Source organism: Prauserella sediminis (assembly GCF_014195435.1).
GTDB lineage: Bacteria > Actinomycetota > Actinomycetes > Mycobacteriales > Pseudonocardiaceae > Prauserella > Prauserella salsuginis.
The window spans coordinates 2,671,017-2,687,438 of sequence record NZ_JACIBS010000001.1 but is presented as its reverse complement, the minus strand read 5'-3'; the positions used below and the strand labels follow the sequence as shown (position 1 = coordinate 2,687,438).

The following is a 16,422-nucleotide window of genomic DNA, read 5'->3' as shown; positions in this document are numbered from 1 at the left end:
GCTGACACTGCGCCGGCCCAGCGGGCCGGCACAACACGGAACGGAGAACCATGAGCGACACCCGCGCCCAGCACACGCCGATGACCGTCGTGCACCCCGAGTTCGAGGGCAAGGTCGCGGTCGTCACCGGCGCCGCCCAGGGCATGGGAGCCCGCTTCACGGCGGCACTCGCCTCGCGCGGCGTGCACGTCGTCGGCGCCGACATCGACGCCGACCGGATGCGGGCGACGGCCGACGACCTGACCGCCGAGCTGGCCGCTGCCTCCGTGGCCGACAAACCGGGCGAGATCGTCGCGGCCACCGTCGACGTCACCGAGGCACAGGACCACGAAACGATCGCGAAGCTGGCGACGACCAGGTTCGGCAGGCTCGACTTCTGGGTCAACAACGCGGGGATCTTCCCGTACGCGGTCGCCGACGAGATCACCCCGGAGCAGCTCGACGCGACCCTGTCGGTCAACGTCGAAGGCGTGCTCTACGGAGCGCAGGCGGCCGCGCGGCACATGGGGCCAGGCGGCGCGATCGTCAACATGTCGTCGGTCTCCGCGCTGCGGGTGCGCAAGGGCCGCGGCGCCTACTGCGCGTCGAAGGCGGCCGTGGCACACCTGACCGAATCGCTCGCCGTGGAGTTCGGCGACAAGGGGATTCGCGTCAACGCGCTGGCACCCGGCTACATCGACACCGCGATGACGCGATGGGCCAAGGACGATCCGGCGACGCTGCAGCACGCGCTCGACGTCGTCCCGCTGCACCGCTTCGGCTCTCCCGAGGAGGTTGCAGGACCGCTGCTGTTCCTGCTGTCCGACAGCGCCCGGTACGTCACCGGCCACAGCATCGCCGTGGACGGCGGTTCCCGCCATGTCTGAGTTTCCCGAGGTCGTCCTGATCACCGGCGCGGCCGCGGGCATGGGCGCGAATCACGCGCGTGCACTCGCCGCCAGGGGCACACACGTGTGCCTGGCCGACGTGGCCGACGCAGCACCGGTCGCCGACGAGATCACGCAGGCGGGCGGATCGGCATCGGTGCACAAACTGGACGTCACCGACGCGGCGACGTGGCGGGTGGTCGTCGACGACATCCTGCGTGCGCACGGCAGCCTCGGCGGGCTCGTCAACAACGCGGGAATCTCCAGGAGACTCGAGTTCCTGGACACGCCGGACGAGGTCTGGGAACGCACCATGCGGATCAACCTGTTCGGCCCGTTCCACGGAATGAAGGCGGTCGCCGAGCCGATGCGCGACTCGGGCGGCGGTTCGATCGTCAACATCTCGTCGATCTCGGGGCAGATCGGCTACTTCTCGCCCGCGTACTCGGCGAGCAAATGGGGCCTCACCGGACTGTCCAAATCGGCCGCAGGAAACTTCGCGAAGTGGGGAATCCGGGTGAACTCGGTGCACCCCGGCCTGACCGACACGGGCTTTCTCGCCGGTGCCGACTCGTTCGTGGCCTCCGCCGTGGCGAGCGTCCCGTTCGGACGAATGGCAAGGCCCGACGAGATCACCGAGGCGGTCCTGTTCCTGCTGTCCGAGCGTTCCAGCTACATGACCGGTAGCGAGGTCACGGTGGACGGCGGCCTCGTCTCCAACGGGCTCTACCACCGCATCACGGCCGAGACGGGAGGCGATCCACAGTGAGCGACGAACGCGACGACTGGGACGTCGTCGTCATCGGAGGCGGCGGTGCGGGACTGGCGGCCGCCGTGTCCGCGGCCGAAAGCGGCCGTTCCGTGCTGCTCTTCGAATCGGAGACCGAACTCGGCGGTTCGACCCAGCTGTCGGCGGGCCTGTTCACCGCGGCCGGCACGAGTGTCCAGGAACGGCTGGGTATCGACGACTCCCCAGAGCGGTTCTTCCAGCACTACATGGACCTGAACCGCTGGCAGCTCGAGCCGGGGCTGATCGCCGCCTTCTGCCGAGGCGCCGGTCCGGCGCTGGAGTGGCTGATCGGACTGGGCGTCGAGATCCCGGCCAGGGTGTCGACGAACGCGCACATGCCCGGCCTGTGCCAGGCGGGTGTCGAAGACGTCTGGCGCGGTCACGTGCCGAAGGACCAGGGCTACGGCCTGGTCCAGGCGCTGGCCAGGGCGGCCCGCACGAGCGGTGTCGAGGTCGTGCTGAACACCCGCGTGCAGCGACTGCTGCAGCACGAGGGGCGGGTAACGGGTGTCGTCGCCGACGACATCGAGGTCCCCGCGCGTGCGGTGGTCGTGGCCAGCGGCGGGTTCGCACGAGACCCGCAGCTACTGGAGCGGTACTACCCCGACGCGCTGCGCGCGGGCGACGACCTCTTCGTCGTCGCCGCCGACGGCAGCCGGGGCGATCACCTGCGACTCGGCGACCAGGTCGGCGCGGACGTCACCGGCGAGGGCTGGGGATTGCGCCTGCCGACCGTGTACTTCCAGCGGCTGCACCACTGGCAGTCCGGGTTCCCGCCGAAGTCCCGCGTCTACGTCAACCACCGCGGCAGGCGGTTCATGGACGAGGACGCCTCCTACGCCGTGTCCGGCGGCATCATCGACGCCCAGGACGGGCCGGTCTGGGCCGTGTTCGACGAGCGCGCCAGGACGTCGCTGCCGCCCGGATACGCCCACTGGAACGCCGAGCACGTGCTCGCCGAGGCCGAGGCGGGCCGCACGCTCCGTGCCGACTCGCTCGCCGAACTCGCCGGCATGGCCGGGATGCCGGCCGACGCACTGGAAGCCACGGTGCGGCGCTGGAACACACAGCTACCGGAGGGAGACGATCCCGAGTTCCTCCGGCACCGGACGCTCGCCAACAAGGGGTCGACGGCCGACCCCGACCCGATCGACCGGCCACCGTTCTACGCCGCGCGGCTGCAGCCCGCGGAACTCGTCTGCACGCACGCCGGTCTCGCGATCGACGCGAAGGCGCGGGTTCGTGACGTCCGGGGCGATGTCATTCCCGGGCTGTTCGCCGCGGGCGAGGCGGGCGCAGGCGTACTCGGCGAACGCTACGTCGGCGGCGGCAACGCGGTCGCGGGCGCCGTCACCGTCGGCCGGCTCGCAGGCCTGGGAGCCGCCGCAGGCTCCTGAATCCCGTACCGAACGCGACCGGCAACCCGAACCCGGCGACACTCGATGCCTCAACGAGGAGAACGCATGAGCGAAACACGTCCACCGGCGAGCGCGGAGACCACCGCGGCCGACATCGGGCAACGGACCGTCCGCAAGGTCAGCACCCGCGTCCTGCCGCTGGTCATGCTGCTGTACATCTTCAACTACATGGACCGCTCGAACATCAGCTATGCCCAACTGGGCATGGAACACGAGCTGGCTATCTCGGCGGCCGTGTTCGGCACCGCGTCGGCGATCTTCTTCCTCGCATACGTGCTGTTCGAGATCCCCAGCAACATGATCATGAAGAAGGTGGGCGCCCGGGTCTGGCTCGCGCGCATCGCGGTCAGCTGGGGTGTGGTCACCGTCGTGACGGGCTTCATCCAGAACGTGCCGCAGCTCTACATCGCGCGGATCGTGCTGGGCATCGCCGAGGCGGGGCTCTACCCCGGCCTGTTGCTGTATCTGACGTTGTGGTTCCGCCCCGCAGAGCGTGGCCGTGCGATCGCCATGCTCGCACTGGCCCAGCCGATCGCGATGGTGCTCGGCGGGCTCACCGGCGGGCTGATCCTCGACCACGTCCACTGGTTCGATCTGTCCAGCTGGCGCTGGGTGTTCATCCTGCAGGGTGCTCCCGCGGTGCTCATCGGTGTCCTCGTGCTGATGTATCTGCCGAACAAACCCTCCCAGGCACGGTTCCTGTCGAAGGCGGAGAGCGACTGGCTCGAAGCCGAGATCAACAAGGACTACGCGCCGGAGAAGAAGGAGACCTTTCTGGGACAGCTGCGCGTGATGAAGGACAAGCGGGTGCTGTACCTGGGCCTGGCGAACCTGTTCGCCGCGTGCGGCCTGTACGGCTTCACGTTCTTCCTGCCGCAGATCGTCAAGCAGCTGGACCCGTCGTACTCGGCGACGAACATCGGTTTCCTGGGCATCATCCCGTGGGTCGTCGGCGCGATCGGCATGCTGCTCATCGCCCGCCACTCCGACCGCACGAGGGAACGCCGCTGGCACGTCGTGGGTCTCATGATCCTCGCGGCGGTGGGGCTGATCGGCACGGTCGTCTTCCGCACCACGCCGGTACCCGCCCTGATCTGCCTGTCACTGGTGGCGGTCGGTGTGCTGGGCTACCTCGCACCGTACTGGGCGTTGGCCGCCCGGGTGCTGTCGAAGGAACAGACGGCGGTCGGCCTTGCGGCGATCAACTCGATCGCCGCGCTGGGCGGGTTCTTCGGCCCGTACGTGATCGGGCAGAACGCCACGGCCGACAACGTGTCTGCGGGCCTGTTCTTCCCGATCGGCTGTCTCGTGGTGTGCGCCGTGATGCTGTCGCTGCTCAAGGTTCCCCGCGATCCGAAGCCCGCCGAATCCCGGACACCCGAAGCGGTCGGCTGACGGCAGGTCCGCACTGCAGGCGGTCGGCACTGCAGGTGAGGTCCCGGTACGCATCACGTATCGGGACCTCACCGTGTCGCGCCCACCCCTTCCCCCAGGCCCGCACACCGTCCGGCGGCTACCGGCCCGCGCCCACCGCGCCCGCGCCCGCGGCACATACGCTCAGCGGGGAGACTGACGGAACCGGGAGCCACCGCCCGGAGTCCGAATCAGGGGACGGCGGAGGAGCAGGCATGGCACGGCCGGGGAACAGAGCACGGCAGCTGAACAGGTCACAGCAACGAAACAGGGCTCGCCAGGGGAACAGAGCACGGCAGCGGAACCGGGCGCGGCAAGCGAACGGAGCGCACCAGGGGGACACGGCGCAGCAGGGACGTTTCGACGACTGGCGGGCTCGCATGGCCGTGCGAGGCGGCCCGGTAGTGCACGCCGTCGCGCGTGCGGGCTGGGCCGTGTTCGGCGCCTTCGGCGCGCTCGTGATGGTCGTCGTGGCGCTGCTGTACGCGGCGAACCCCGGTGAGCACGGTGCCGACAACGAGCCTCCGATGAACTTCCTCGGCGGGCTAATCGTGTTCGTCCCGATGGGCGCCGTGTTGTTCGCCTTGCTCGGGTTGCCCGTGCAGTTCTTCGCTCGGTCGTGGCTGCGCACCCCGACCGAGGCCGAACGGCGCAGCGCCCGCGACGCGCAGCGCGCCGCCGACCCCTACACCCCGGAAGGCCTGCTCGCGGGCGGCCGGTGGGCGCTGTCCTACCAGCGCTGCGTCGACTCGGTGACGGCGTTCCACGCGATCGTGGAAACGCTGCCCGCGGGCCCCGGCCGCGAGTGGCTGACGGACATCGGTTCGACACTCGACGACGAACTGCGCGAGGCGCTGCGGTTGGCCCGGCTCGGCGACAACCTGGCGCCAGGGGGCCGGGCCGGCACCGCGACACCGGCCCGGAAATCCGGAAAGCAGTCCGACCACGCGCACGGGTCGACGCCACCCGCGGCGACCTCGGAACGCATCGCCGAGCTGCTGACCTCCGCGGAACGGGCCTTCGCCAGCACCACCGACCGCGCCGGCTCGGTCGCGCTCGACCTGCGGAGGGAATCGGAGTTCACCGCGGTTCGCAGCCAGCTCGACATGCTCACCGCGCAGACCCCGCACCTGCGCGACAGCGATTTCTGAGCGCGACTTCCGAGCCGCGGCTATCCGAGCGACGGTCATCCAAGCCGCGGTCATCCGATTAGCCGAGCGACGGTGAGCCGCGATTTCCGAGCGACGGTCATCTGAGCCACGGGTTCCTGAACGGCCGGGTTCCGCCACCCGGCGAGGCCCCGTCAGCGGAACTCGTCAGCGGGGCCTGTCCGCGGGCCGGCGCCCGTCACCGACCTGACGGAGCCCGGCCGGAAGCGGCTTACCTGGGCAGATCGTCGCCCTTGTACAGCGCCGCCTTGTACATCGACTTCAGCGGCGCCCAGCCGTTGTCGGTGTGGTACGTGTCGTGGTCGCCGGAGTCGTGCCAGTAGTGCATCTCGTAGGTGTGCGGCCCGGTGATCTCACGGATGCCGCTGTGGGTGACCGCTTCCGTTCCCGAGTCATGGCTCAGGTAGCCGAACTTCTGGTCGGCGCGGTTGCCCTTGTCGATCGCCGAGTTGTAGCTGACCACGCCGTCCTCCGCGGAACCGATGACGGTCCAGTCGGTGCCGTTGGTCCACGAGTCGCCGAGCTCCCGGCCGTCGGCGTGCAGCGCGTCGAGGAAGCCCGAGCCACGCTCCATCTGGTCCCACTGCGCGGTGTGGTCCTCGCGGTCCTCCTTGACACCCTGGTGCGGCGTGCCCGCCGTGACGACGTTGTCGACGTCCATCGAGGACGGGAAGCCGGACCAGCCCTCAGCCGTGCCGAGCAGCGCCACCCGCGTCACCAGGCCACCCATCGAGTGCGCCGCGATGTTCACCGACTTGCCCTTGCTGGTGTAGTTGTCGTGGACGTAGTTGGCGAAGTCCCTGGCGATGAACTGGATCTTCGTTTCCTTGCTCGCCGCGGACACGACCGCGTCGCAGTTGCCGGCGTTCGGGCCGCCGGGGCCGTTGCCCTCGTAGTAGGCGACGGTGGTGATCTGGTCACGCGACAGACTGCCCGCGGACGTGTAGTAGTCGATCGCCTCGTCCCACGTGGCGCCGTTGCAGTTCTTGCCCTTCGCCGGGTCGCCGTGCCCGTGCACCAGCAGCAGCTCCGGCGTGGCCGCCTGTGCCACAGGCGCTGCCGTGACCAGCATCGCGCCTGCGGCCGCCGCGGCCAGCAGGCCGCGCTTGTCGAACCCCATGTCCGGTTTCCCCCATCGGATCTCGTCGATGATCTTTCGACGAAGCAGCGTATCGGCTGCCACCGACATCCGCTGCGGGTTTGCGCCACAGCCGAAACTTGCCGCCGCACCACGCTCGGGACATCCTGGACATCTCGGCCTGAATACCCCGCTGCCCGGCAGCGGCCGACGGCTACGACGACGTGGCGGAGGTGGCTACTCGTGTCGGACGGGCCCACGCTCATCGGCTCGGTACAGCGTGCGCTGCACCTGCTCGACGCCGTCGGAGCGAGCGCGAGACCCGTCACCGCCAAGCAACTCGCGCGCACCGTCGGAGTTCCCCTGCCGACCGCGTATCACCTGCTGCGCACCCTCGTCCACGAGGGCTACCTGCGCAAACTGGAGGACGGCTACGTCCTCGGCGAGCGGCTGCGCCCCGCCGGACCCGAACATGCGTCACAACGGCTGCTCACCCGTGTTCGCCCGATCCTGCGCGCGTTGCGCGACGAGCTGCACGGCGCGGCCTACCTGGCGCTCTACACCGACGGTGAGATCGAACTGGTGGACATCGTCGACGGTCCCGACACGCCGACCGCCGACCTGTGGGTGGGTGCCCACGAGGCAGGGCACGCCACGGCGTTCGGCAAGTGCATCCTCGCCACGCTGCCGACCGGCCAACGCGCCGACTACCTCGCCCGCCACCACCTCGCCGACCTGACGCCCCACACGATCACCGACGTCCGCACGCTCGAGCACACGCTGGCCACCGGCGGCGAGGTGTTCGACGACCGCCAGGAGTATCTCCTCGGCACGGCCTGTCTCGGTGGTGTCGTCCACGGCCCCGGCGTGTTGGGAGCCGTCGCGGTGTCGCTGCCCGCCCGGCGGTATCGCGCGACGAGAGCGGCGGCGCGAGCGATGCAGCGCGCCGCGCACCGCGTCACCCGTGCCGCCGCGGCCGACGCCGTCACCCGGTAGGCGGCCCGCCTATCAGCATCTGAAATCCGCGCCGTTGCCCGAGGTCCGCGCGGACGAGAAGAGTTGCTGGCGAACCCACTCGGCGTCGACGACGACACTGCGCCGATGACGCCGAATGAAAAGGCCGAATGAGAAAACTGCGGAGGACGGGCATGGACACCGCGACGAGACTCGACCTTTACCGCATGATGGTGCTGATCCGCACCTTCGAGGAAGCGATCCTGCGTGAGTACCACGCCGACAAGAAGCCGGTGTTCGACATCGGCGCAGGTGCGATCCCGGGCGAGATGCACCTGTCGGCGGGTCAGGAGCCCGTCGCCGCGGGCGTGTGCGCACATCTGACGTCGGCCGACGCAGTCACCGCCACCCACCGTCCGCACCACTTCGCGATCGCCCACGGCGTGGACCTGCACCGGATGACCGCCGAGATCTTCGGCCGAGTCGACGGCCTCGGCAAGGGCCGCGGCGGCCACATGCACCTGTTCGATCCCGACGTGCACTTCTCGTGCTCCGGCATCATCGCCGAGGGCTACCCGCCCGCGCTGGGCCAGGCGATGGCGTTCCAGCGGCGCGGCACCGACAGCGTCGCGGTGGCCGTGACGGGCGAGGGCGCCGCCAACCAGGGTGCGTTCCACGAATCGCTGAACCTGGCCGCGCTGTGGCAGCTGCCCGTGGTGTTCGTGGTCGAGGACAACGAGTGGGGCATCTCGGTGCCCCGCAGCGCTTCGACGTGCGTCACGTCGAACGCCGACCGTGCCGCCGGATACGGCATCCCCGGCCTGCGCGTCGAGGACAACTCGGTCGAAGGAGTGCACAGGGCGGCGGCCGAGGCCGTCGCCCGGGCCCGCACCGGCGAGGGGCCGAGCCTGCTCGAGGTGCACACGCTCCGGCTCTGGGGGCACTTCGAGGGCGACCCGCAGGGCTACCGGCACGACCTCGACGGCGTTCCCGGCCGCGATCCGCTGCCCACCTACGAGCAGGAGCTGCGCGGCGACGGCGTGCTCGACGAGGCGACCGTCAAATCCGTGGCCGCCGAGGCCGCCGACCGGGTCGAGGACGCGATCGCGTTCGCCCGGCGCAGCCCTGCGCCGGACCCGAAAGCGGCGTTCGACCTCGTCTTCGCCTGAGCCGGATCTTCGCTGCCGGACACGACACCGCCCGGCAGCGAAGATCCGGTCGCCGGCGCACCCCGCCATGACCGACAGCCCCGTACGACGCAGCCCGTACGACACAGCCACTACGACGCAGCCACGTACGACGCAGCCACGAGGAGGAGCAATGTCGCTCACCGACGCCTCGGCGCCGACCACGACCCGCCGACTCAGCACGTCGAAGGCGATGGTGGAGGCCATCGCCGCGGAAATGGACCGTGATCAGGACGTGTTCGTCATGGGCGAGGACGTCGGCGCCTACGGCGGCATCTTCAGTTCGACTACGGGCCTGCTCGACCGGTTCGGCCCCCAGCGGGTCGTGGACACCCCGATCTCCGAGACGGCGTTCATCGGCGCGGCGATCGGTGCGGCCGTCGAGGGGATGCGGCCGATCGCCGAGCTGATGTTCGCCGACTTCTTCGGCGTCTGCATGGACCAGATCTACAACCACATGGCGAAGATCCACTACGAGTCCGGCGGCAACGTGCGGGTGCCGATGGTGCTGACGACCGCGGTCGGCGGCGGATACTCCGACGGTGCGCAGCACTCGCAGTGCCTGTGGGGCACCTTCGCGCACCTGCCGGGCATGAAGGTCGTCGTGCCGAGCAGTCCCGCCGACGCCAAGGGGCTGATGACCTCGGCGATCCGTGACGACAACCCGGTCGTCTACATGTTCCACAAGGGCATCATGGGCCTGCCGTGGATGGCGAAGAACCCGCGTTCGGTCGGCCCGGTCCCCGAGGAGGACTACGAGGTGCCGATCGGCAAGGCCGCGATCGCACGCCCCGGCACGGACGTCACGATCGCCACGCTGTCGCTGTCGGTGCACCACGCTCTCGACGTCGCCGACGAGCTCGCCGACAACGACATCGACTGCGAGGTCGTCGACCTGCGCAGCCTGGTGCCGCTCGACACCGACACGATCCTCGAATCCGTCGGCCGCACGGGCAGACTCCTGGTGGTCGACGAGGACTACCGGTCGTTCGGTGTCTCGGGCGAGATCATCGCCAGGGTGGCCGAACGGGACCCCGGCATGCTGTCGGCCCCGCCGATGCGGGTGGCCGTGCCCGACGTGCCGATCCCGTACGCCCGTGGGCTCGAGGACGCCGTGCTGCCGACGGCCGACCGAATCCGCAGCGCCGTCTTCGGGGTCATGGGGCGGTGAGCGGTGACCGGAGCAGGCGGTGAGGTGCCGTTCCCGACCGTGTCCGCATCCGATCCCGACGCCGAGGGCGTGCTCGCCACCTGGTTCGCGGCCGACGGCCAGCGGGTGTCGGAGGGGCAGCTGCTGGCCGAGGTCGCCGTCGACAAGGTGGACGTCGAGGTGCCCGCTCCCACCGGCGGAGTGGTGCGGCTGCTGGTCGGCGAGGGCGACGTCGTCAAGCAGGGAGCCCCGATCGCACGCCTGGAGTGAAGGGGAAATCCGGTTGCGGCGGACCGTAACGTCGACGCATGCCGATCAGCGAGTTCCCCGTCGACGACCCGGGTTCGGGGCCGTACGACCTGACTGCGGGGCCCGACGGCGCCGTGTGGTTCACCATGGCCGGATCGGGCGCGATCGGCCGGATGTCGACCACGGGCGTGCAGCACACGTTCCCGCTCGGGGACGACTCCGCCCAGCCGACGAGCATCACCACGGGCCCCGACGGTGCGTTGTGGTTCACCCTCGGGCAGGCCCACGCGGTCGGGCGTATCACCGTCGGCGGTGACCTCACCCGGTTCCCGCTCGGCGAGGTGATGCCGTACGGCATCACGTCCGGGCCCGACGAGGCGCTGTGGTTCTCGGAGCTGACCGTCGGGGCGCTCGCACGGATCGACGCCGAGGGCGTGGTGACGGAGTTCCCGCTGGACGTGCTGGGGGCCATGCCCGGCTACGTCGCCACCGGGCCGGACGGCGCGCTGTGGTGCACGCTCAACCAGGCCGACGCGATCGCGAGGGTCACGCAGGCGGGCGAGGTCACGGTGCATTCGCTGCCGACGGCCGGTGCGGCGCCGGTCGGCATCGCGTGCGCACCGGATGCGCTGTGGTTCGCCGAGATCGGCGCGGGAGCGGTCGGCCGGATCACCACCGGCGGCGAGGTCACCGAGTTCGCCCTTCCCGACCCGGCCGCGCGCCCGCACGCCGTCATCCCCGCCGACGACGGCGGCTGCTGGTTCACCGAATGGGCGGCCGGGCGGCTCGGGCACGTCGATCGCCACGGCCGGTTCACCCATCACGACCTGCCCGGCTCCGAGCCGCACGGCCTGGCGGCCGGTCCGGACGGTGCGATCTGGGTGGCGCAGGAGTCCGGCGCGCTCGCCCGGTTCGCCTGACCGACCGGCACGGCGGCCGGCGTCGGCAACGCCGTGTCGGGGCAGCGTCGTAGGATCGCGCGGGTGAGAACCCGCGACCCGCTCGACGTGCTGAACCGGGTGTTCGGCTACGACGAGTTCCGCCCCGGCCAGCAGAAGATCGTCGACCACGTCACCTCCGGCGGCGACGCGCTCGTGCTCATGCCGACCGGTGGCGGCAAGTCGCTGTGTTATCAGATTCCGGCGCTGGCCCGTGAAGGCACCGGTGTGGTCATCTCCCCGCTCATCGCGCTGATGCAGGATCAGGTGGATGCGCTGCGGGCGCTCGGCGTGCGCGCGGGGTTCCTCAACTCGACGCAGGATCCCGGCGAGCGGCGTCTCACCGAGTCCCAGCTCCTCGCAGGCGAGCTCGACCTGCTCTATCTCGCCCCGGAGCGGCTGAACGTCGACGCGACGCGCAGGCTGCTCGACCGGGCGCCGCTGGCACTGTTCGCGATCGACGAGGCGCACTGCGTGTCGCAGTGGGGGCACGACTTCCGCCCGGACTACCTCGCGCTGTCCGGGCTGCACGAACAGTGGCCCGACGTCCCGCGCATCGCGCTGACGGCCACGGCCACGAAGGCCACGCACGCCGAGATCTCGAACCGGCTGGGGCTGGACGACGCGCTGCACCACGTCGCCAGCTTCGACCGGCCCAACATCCAGTACCGCATCGCGCCGAAGAACGAACCACGCAAACAGCTCCTCGACCTGCTGCGTACGGAACACGACGGCGACGCGGGCATCGTGTACTGCCTGTCCCGCAAGTCCGTCGAGGAGACCGCGGAGTTCCTCGTGCGAGGCGGTATCGACGCGGTGCCGTATCACGCGGGCCTCGACGCGGCGACCCGCGAACATCACCAGGCGCGGTTCCTTCGCGAGGACGGGCTGATCGTGGTGGCGACGATCGCGTTCGGCATGGGCATCGACAAACCGGACGTACGGTTCGTGGCACATCTGGACCTGCCAAAGTCCGTCGAGGGCTACTACCAGGAAACCGGTCGTGCCGGCCGGGACGGCCTGCCCTCGACCGCCTGGCTCGCCTACGGTCTGCAGGACGTGATGCAGCAGCGCAAGCTGATCGAATCGTCCGAGGGCGACCAGGCCCACCGGCGGAAGCTGGCCTCACATCTCGACGCGATGCTGGCGCTGTGCGAGACGATCGAATGCCGCCGGGTGCAGCTGCTCGCCTACTTCGGCCAGGACGGCCAGCCGTGCGGCAACTGCGACACGTGCCTGACGCCCCCGGAGTCGTGGGACGGCACGGTCGCCGCGCAGAAGCTGCTGTCCACGGTCGTGCGGCTGAAACGCGAGCGGAACCAGAAGTTCGGCGCCGGGCAGATCATCGACATCCTGCGCGGCAAGAGCACCACGAAGATCACGCAGCACCGGCACGACGAACTGAGCGTGTTCGGCGTCGGCTCCGACCTGGGTGACAACGAGTGGCGCGGCGTGATCCGGCAGCTGCTCGCGACCGGCCTGCTGGCGGTCGAGGGCGAGTACGGCACGCTCGTGACGACACCGGCCAGCGACGAGGTGCTGTACCAGGGCAGGCAGGTGCACCTGCGCCGCGAGCCGAAACGCGCGGCGACGCGCGAGAAGACCAAGCGCGCCGCCCAGACCACGGACCTACCGGACGAGGCGAAGCCCGCGTTCGACCGCCTGCGCGACTGGCGCGGAGCCACCGCGAAAGAACAGGGCGTGCCCGCCTATATCATCTTCCACGACGCGACGTTGCGGCAGATCGCCGTCGACCATCCGTCTACTCTGGACGAACTGGGCAGCGTCAGCGGCGTCGGCGAGAACAAACTGAACAAGTACGGCGAACAGATCCTGGCCGCCCTCGCCGACTGAGCCGCGAACACCCCAGGGGTGCACCCGGCGTGCGCCTCAGGAGTGTTTCGCGATCGAGGCGAGGATGTCGTCGGCCAGTTCGGGCCTGCAGATGATCAGGTCCGGCAGGTACGGATTCGGGGCGTTGTACTCGAGCGGCGATCCGTCCACACGGGACGCGAACAGTCCGGCCGACTGGACGACACCTGCCGGCGCGGCGGAATCCCACTCCCACTGACCGCCCGCGTGCAGGTAGGCGTCGGCCTCGCCGCGCAGCACCGCCATCGCCTTGGCGCCCGCCGAGCCCATCGGGGCCAGTTCACCGCCGAGATCGGCCGCGACACCGGCGGCGAACTCGGGCGGCCTGCTCGCGCTCACGAGGATCCGGCGGCCGCCCTGACTCGGCGCGAGTGTCACGTCGCCCGTCACGTAGACCGTGTCCCGCTCCGGCTGGGCCACCGCGGCATCGGTGATGCCCTTGCCCCGCTGCCACAGCGCGACGTGCACGGCCCAGTCGTCACGGCCGGGCTGAGAGAACTCGCGCGTACCGTCGAGCGGGTCGATGATCCAGACCCGGTCGGCCGACAACCGGGCACTGCTGTCCGCCGACTCCTCGGACAGCACGGCGTCGTCGGGCCGCTGCGCCGCGAGCCGCTCGAGCAGCAGCGCGTTCGACCGCGCGTCGCCGCGGTCGCCCAGCTCCTTCGGCTCCGCGTCCGCGCCTTCGGCACGCACGTCGAGCAGCAGCTTCCCGGCTTCGACCGCCAACTGCCCTGCGAGTTCTGCGTCTGTGGTCATTCACCCAGCAAAGCAAGCCCGGCGCGGCGATCGCCAACGGGGTCGAGACGAGAACATGTTCTTGCCATCGGCGGCGCGAACCGCGAAGCTTGTGCCCCATGGACCTCGCCACCCTGGAAGAGATCAAGCAGACCAAGTACCGCTACCTCCGCTGCGTCGACCTCAAACGCTGGGACGAGCTCACCGACGTGCTCACGGCCGACGCCACGGCCGACTACGGCAGCCCCGCACTCGGCGAACCCCTCAGCTTCACCGGCCGCGACGCGATCCTGGACTTCCTGAAGACCAACCTCGGCGGCACGATCATCACGACGCATTCCGCAGGTCAGCCGGAGATCAACATCGAAGGCGACTCGGCGACGGGCACGTGGTCGTTCGAAGACACGGTGATCGCCCCGGAACACGACGTGCTGATCAAGGGCGCCGCGTTCTACCGGGACCGCTACCACCGCGGCGACGACGGCGTGTGGCGCATCGCCCACACCGGCTACCTGCGCCTCTACGAGATGATGATGTCCACGGCGGACGTGCCGAGCCTGCGATTGACGGCCAACCTGTGGGCCGAGACGGCGTGAGCGGCCGACCGCGCCGTTGACCGTTATGTAGAACACGTTCTATCGTGTGGCTGTGATCACGCAGCCGCTGGCCGACGCCATCGCCGAAGCAGAGAAGGTCATCGCCGACGCACCGCACGTCCGCAGCGAAACGGATCTCGTCGAGGGCTACGACTACCTCGCGGGCGGCATCCAGGCCTGCCTGCACCTGGCCAGGGCCTATCAGCGCGACCATCCGTTCTTCGTCCAGTCGACCGGTCCGTACACGAAGATGGGCCTCGACAACCCGGACGCGCTGTACTTCCACTCCTACATCCGCGACGACGCCGAGTACGTCGTCACCGGCACCCGCGGCACCACCCGGGATCTCAGCTTCCAGGTCCTCGCCGGCGACTACACGCCGGTGGAGGTGCCCGACAGCCTGACCGCGTTCGACGACCGCGAGCTCGACACCGCACCCGACGGAACGTTCCAGATCCGCTTCGGCCCGGACCGCGGCAAGGCGGGCCGCGGCTACTTCACCCTCCCCGAAGGTGCGGCGATGCTCGTCGTCCGCGAGGTCTACAGCGACTGGGCCGAACGCCGCGGCACGCTGCGCATCCACCGGGACGACACCGCGGGCACCGCCCCACCACCGCTCGACCGCCGTGCGATGGCCAAACGGTACGGCGTGGCCGGCAAGATGCTGCTCGGCCGGCTGCGGACGTTCCTCGCCTTCCCCGAGTGGTTCTACCTCAAGCTGCCGGTGAACACGCTGACCGAACCCCGCCCCACACCGGGTGGTCTCGCGACGCAGTTCTCGTCCGTGGGGCACTACGACCTGCCCGACGACAAGGCGATGATCGTGACGGTACCGAAGTCGGACGCGCCCTATCAGGGCATCCAGCTCGGCAGCATGTGGTACATCTCGCTCGACTACGTCAACCACCAGACGAGCCTCACCGCCGATCAGGCCACTGTGGACCCGGACGGGAAGTTCCGGTTCGTCATCAGTGAGCGTGACCCCGGCGTCGCCAACTGGTTGGAGCGACTGGGGCACGACCGCGGGTACGTGCAGCTGCGCTGGCAGCGGCTATCGCGGGAACTCGGCGAAGCCGACGGACCCACCGCCGAGGTCGTCGACGTCGACGAGCTGCCGACGCGGCTGCCGTTCCACGACCGGGCCAGGGTCACGCCGGAGCAGTGGTCGGCCCGGATCGCCCGCAGACAGGCCGAGTTCGCGACGAGGATGCTCGGATGACGGCCCTGGAGGGCAAGGTCGTCGTGGTGTCCGGTGCCGGTCCTGGGCTGGGCAGGGCGATCGCGGTGCGCAGCGCACACGCGGGTGCCGACGTCGCACTCGTCGCGCGGGACGAGGAGCGGCTCGCGAAGGTGGCGGCCGAGGTGCGCGAACACGGCAGGCGCGCGCTCACCGTGCCCGCCGACATCACCGACGACGACGCGTGCGCCCGCGTCGTCGACTCGACGGTCGCCGAGTTCGGCCGGGTCGACGCCCTGGTGAACAACGCCTTCACGATGCCGCCGATGGCCGACCTGACCGACGTGCGGATCGACAGGCTCCGCACGGGCCTCGAGGTCAACGTGTTCGCGGCGCTGCGGTTGACGCGGCTGTTCGCACCGCAGCTCGCACCCGCGGGCTCCGTCGTGATGATCAACTCGGCGGTGCTGCGGCATTCCCGGCAGCTCTACGGCGCGTACAAAATGGCGAAATCGGCGCTGCTGTCGGTGTCGCAGAGCCTCGCCTCGGAACTCGGTCCGTCAGGCGTGCGCGTGAACTCGGTGGCACCCGGCTACATCTGGGCCGACATGCTGCAGGCCTACTTCGCCCACCTCGCGAGCGAACGCGGGGTCGACCCCGGGCAGGTCTACGACGAGACAGCCGCGACCACCGATCTGCGGAGGCTTCCCGAACCGGACGAGATCGCCGACGCCGTCGTGTTCCTCGCATCCCCCATGGCACGGGCGATCACCGGCCAGTGCCTCGACGTCAACGCGGGCGAGTTCCACCACTGAGGAAGGCGGTGT

At 69.9% G+C, this 16,422-nt stretch carries 16 protein-coding genes; 14 read left to right on the top strand and 2 right to left on the bottom strand.

From position 1 onward, the window contains the following. The first annotated feature begins 50 nt into the window (after positions 1–50). The 5 genes from FB384_RS12270 to FB384_RS12250 all read left to right on the top strand — a co-directional run bounded on the left by FB384_RS12270 (position 51) and on the right by FB384_RS12250 (position 5,638). The gene (locus FB384_RS12270; RefSeq protein WP_221212707.1) at positions 51–866 is read left to right on the top strand and encodes an SDR family NAD(P)-dependent oxidoreductase; all 816 of its coding nucleotides are present in this window, start codon (positions 51–53) and stop codon (positions 864–866) included. After that, positions 859–1,635, top strand: a complete 777-nt coding sequence (locus FB384_RS12265) for an SDR family NAD(P)-dependent oxidoreductase (protein WP_183782812.1) — start codon at positions 859–861, stop codon at positions 1,633–1,635. Before FB384_RS12270 ends, FB384_RS12265 begins: the two co-directional genes overlap by 8 nt. Beyond that, complete coding sequence (locus FB384_RS12260) at positions 1,632–3,053, top strand: FAD-dependent oxidoreductase (RefSeq protein WP_183782810.1); 1,422 nt, start codon at positions 1,632–1,634, stop codon at positions 3,051–3,053. Before FB384_RS12265 ends, FB384_RS12260 begins: the two co-directional genes overlap by 4 nt. Positions 3,054–3,119: 66 nt before the next feature. Next, positions 3,120–4,469 (top strand): MFS transporter, encoded by a 1,350-nt coding sequence (locus FB384_RS12255; RefSeq protein WP_183782808.1) that lies wholly within the window; start codon positions 3,120–3,122, stop codon positions 4,467–4,469. A gap of 398 nt (positions 4,470–4,867) precedes the next feature. Next, positions 4,868–5,638: a hypothetical protein gene (locus FB384_RS12250; RefSeq protein WP_183782806.1), complete on the top strand. Its 771-nt coding sequence runs from the start codon at positions 4,868–4,870 to the stop codon at positions 5,636–5,638. A gap of 229 nt (positions 5,639–5,867) precedes the next feature. Here the strand turns inward: FB384_RS12250 and FB384_RS12245 are convergent, their stop codons facing one another. Next, complete coding sequence (locus FB384_RS12245) at positions 5,868–6,839, bottom strand: PGAP1-like alpha/beta domain-containing protein (protein WP_183782804.1); 972 nt, start codon at positions 6,837–6,839, stop codon at positions 5,868–5,870. Positions 6,840–6,977: 138 nt separating this feature from the next. On the opposite strand from FB384_RS12245, the gene FB384_RS12240 reads away from it, so the two are divergent. The 6 genes from FB384_RS12240 (at position 6,978) to recQ (ending at position 13,066) form a co-directional block, all read left to right on the top strand. Continuing rightward, positions 6,978–7,730 carry an IclR family transcriptional regulator gene (locus FB384_RS12240; RefSeq protein WP_183782802.1) on the top strand — a complete coding sequence of 251 codons (753 nt, stop codon included), beginning with the start codon at positions 6,978–6,980 and terminating at the stop codon, positions 7,728–7,730. A gap of 152 nt (positions 7,731–7,882) precedes the next feature. Continuing rightward, positions 7,883–8,857: a thiamine pyrophosphate-dependent dehydrogenase E1 component subunit alpha gene (locus FB384_RS12235; protein WP_183782801.1), complete on the top strand. Its 975-nt coding sequence runs from the start codon at positions 7,883–7,885 to the stop codon at positions 8,855–8,857. Between the two features lie 151 nt (positions 8,858–9,008). Beyond that, positions 9,009–10,046, top strand: a complete 1,038-nt coding sequence (locus tag FB384_RS12230) for an alpha-ketoacid dehydrogenase subunit beta (protein ID WP_183782800.1) — start codon at positions 9,009–9,011, stop codon at positions 10,044–10,046. A 3-nt stretch (positions 10,047–10,049) separates the two neighbouring features. After that, positions 10,050–10,295, top strand: a complete 246-nt coding sequence (locus FB384_RS12225) for a biotin/lipoyl-containing protein (protein ID WP_183782799.1) — start codon at positions 10,050–10,052, stop codon at positions 10,293–10,295. Between the two features lie 38 nt (positions 10,296–10,333). Then, complete coding sequence (locus FB384_RS12220) at positions 10,334–11,194, top strand: Vgb family protein (protein WP_183782798.1); 861 nt, start codon at positions 10,334–10,336, stop codon at positions 11,192–11,194. A 63-nt stretch (positions 11,195–11,257) separates the two neighbouring features. Beyond that, positions 11,258–13,066 (top strand): DNA helicase RecQ, encoded by a 1,809-nt coding sequence (gene recQ / locus FB384_RS12215; protein ID WP_183782797.1) that lies wholly within the window; start codon positions 11,258–11,260, stop codon positions 13,064–13,066. 36 nt (positions 13,067–13,102) lie between these two features. Here the strand turns inward: recQ and FB384_RS12210 are convergent, their stop codons facing one another. Then, a complete protein-coding gene (locus tag FB384_RS12210) occupies positions 13,103–13,843 on the bottom strand; it encodes a 3'(2'),5'-bisphosphate nucleotidase CysQ (protein ID WP_183782796.1) in 741 nt (246 codons plus the stop codon). 98 nt (positions 13,844–13,941) lie between these two features. On the opposite strand from FB384_RS12210, the gene FB384_RS12205 reads away from it, so the two are divergent. The 3 genes from FB384_RS12205 to FB384_RS12195 are packed head-to-tail and all read left to right on the top strand — an operon-like array spanning position 13,942 to position 16,410. Beyond that, positions 13,942–14,418, top strand: coding sequence for a nuclear transport factor 2 family protein (locus tag FB384_RS12205; RefSeq protein WP_183782795.1), 477 nt, complete (start codon positions 13,942–13,944; stop codon positions 14,416–14,418). A gap of 52 nt (positions 14,419–14,470) precedes the next feature. After that, positions 14,471–15,637 carry a hypothetical protein gene (locus FB384_RS12200; RefSeq protein WP_183782794.1) on the top strand — a complete coding sequence of 389 codons (1,167 nt, stop codon included), beginning with the start codon at positions 14,471–14,473 and terminating at the stop codon, positions 15,635–15,637. Further along, a complete protein-coding gene (locus FB384_RS12195) occupies positions 15,634–16,410 on the top strand; it encodes an SDR family oxidoreductase (protein WP_183782793.1) in 777 nt (258 codons plus the stop codon). The genes FB384_RS12200 and FB384_RS12195 overlap by 4 nt, the downstream gene beginning before the upstream one ends. Positions 16,411–16,422 lie beyond the last annotated feature (12 nt).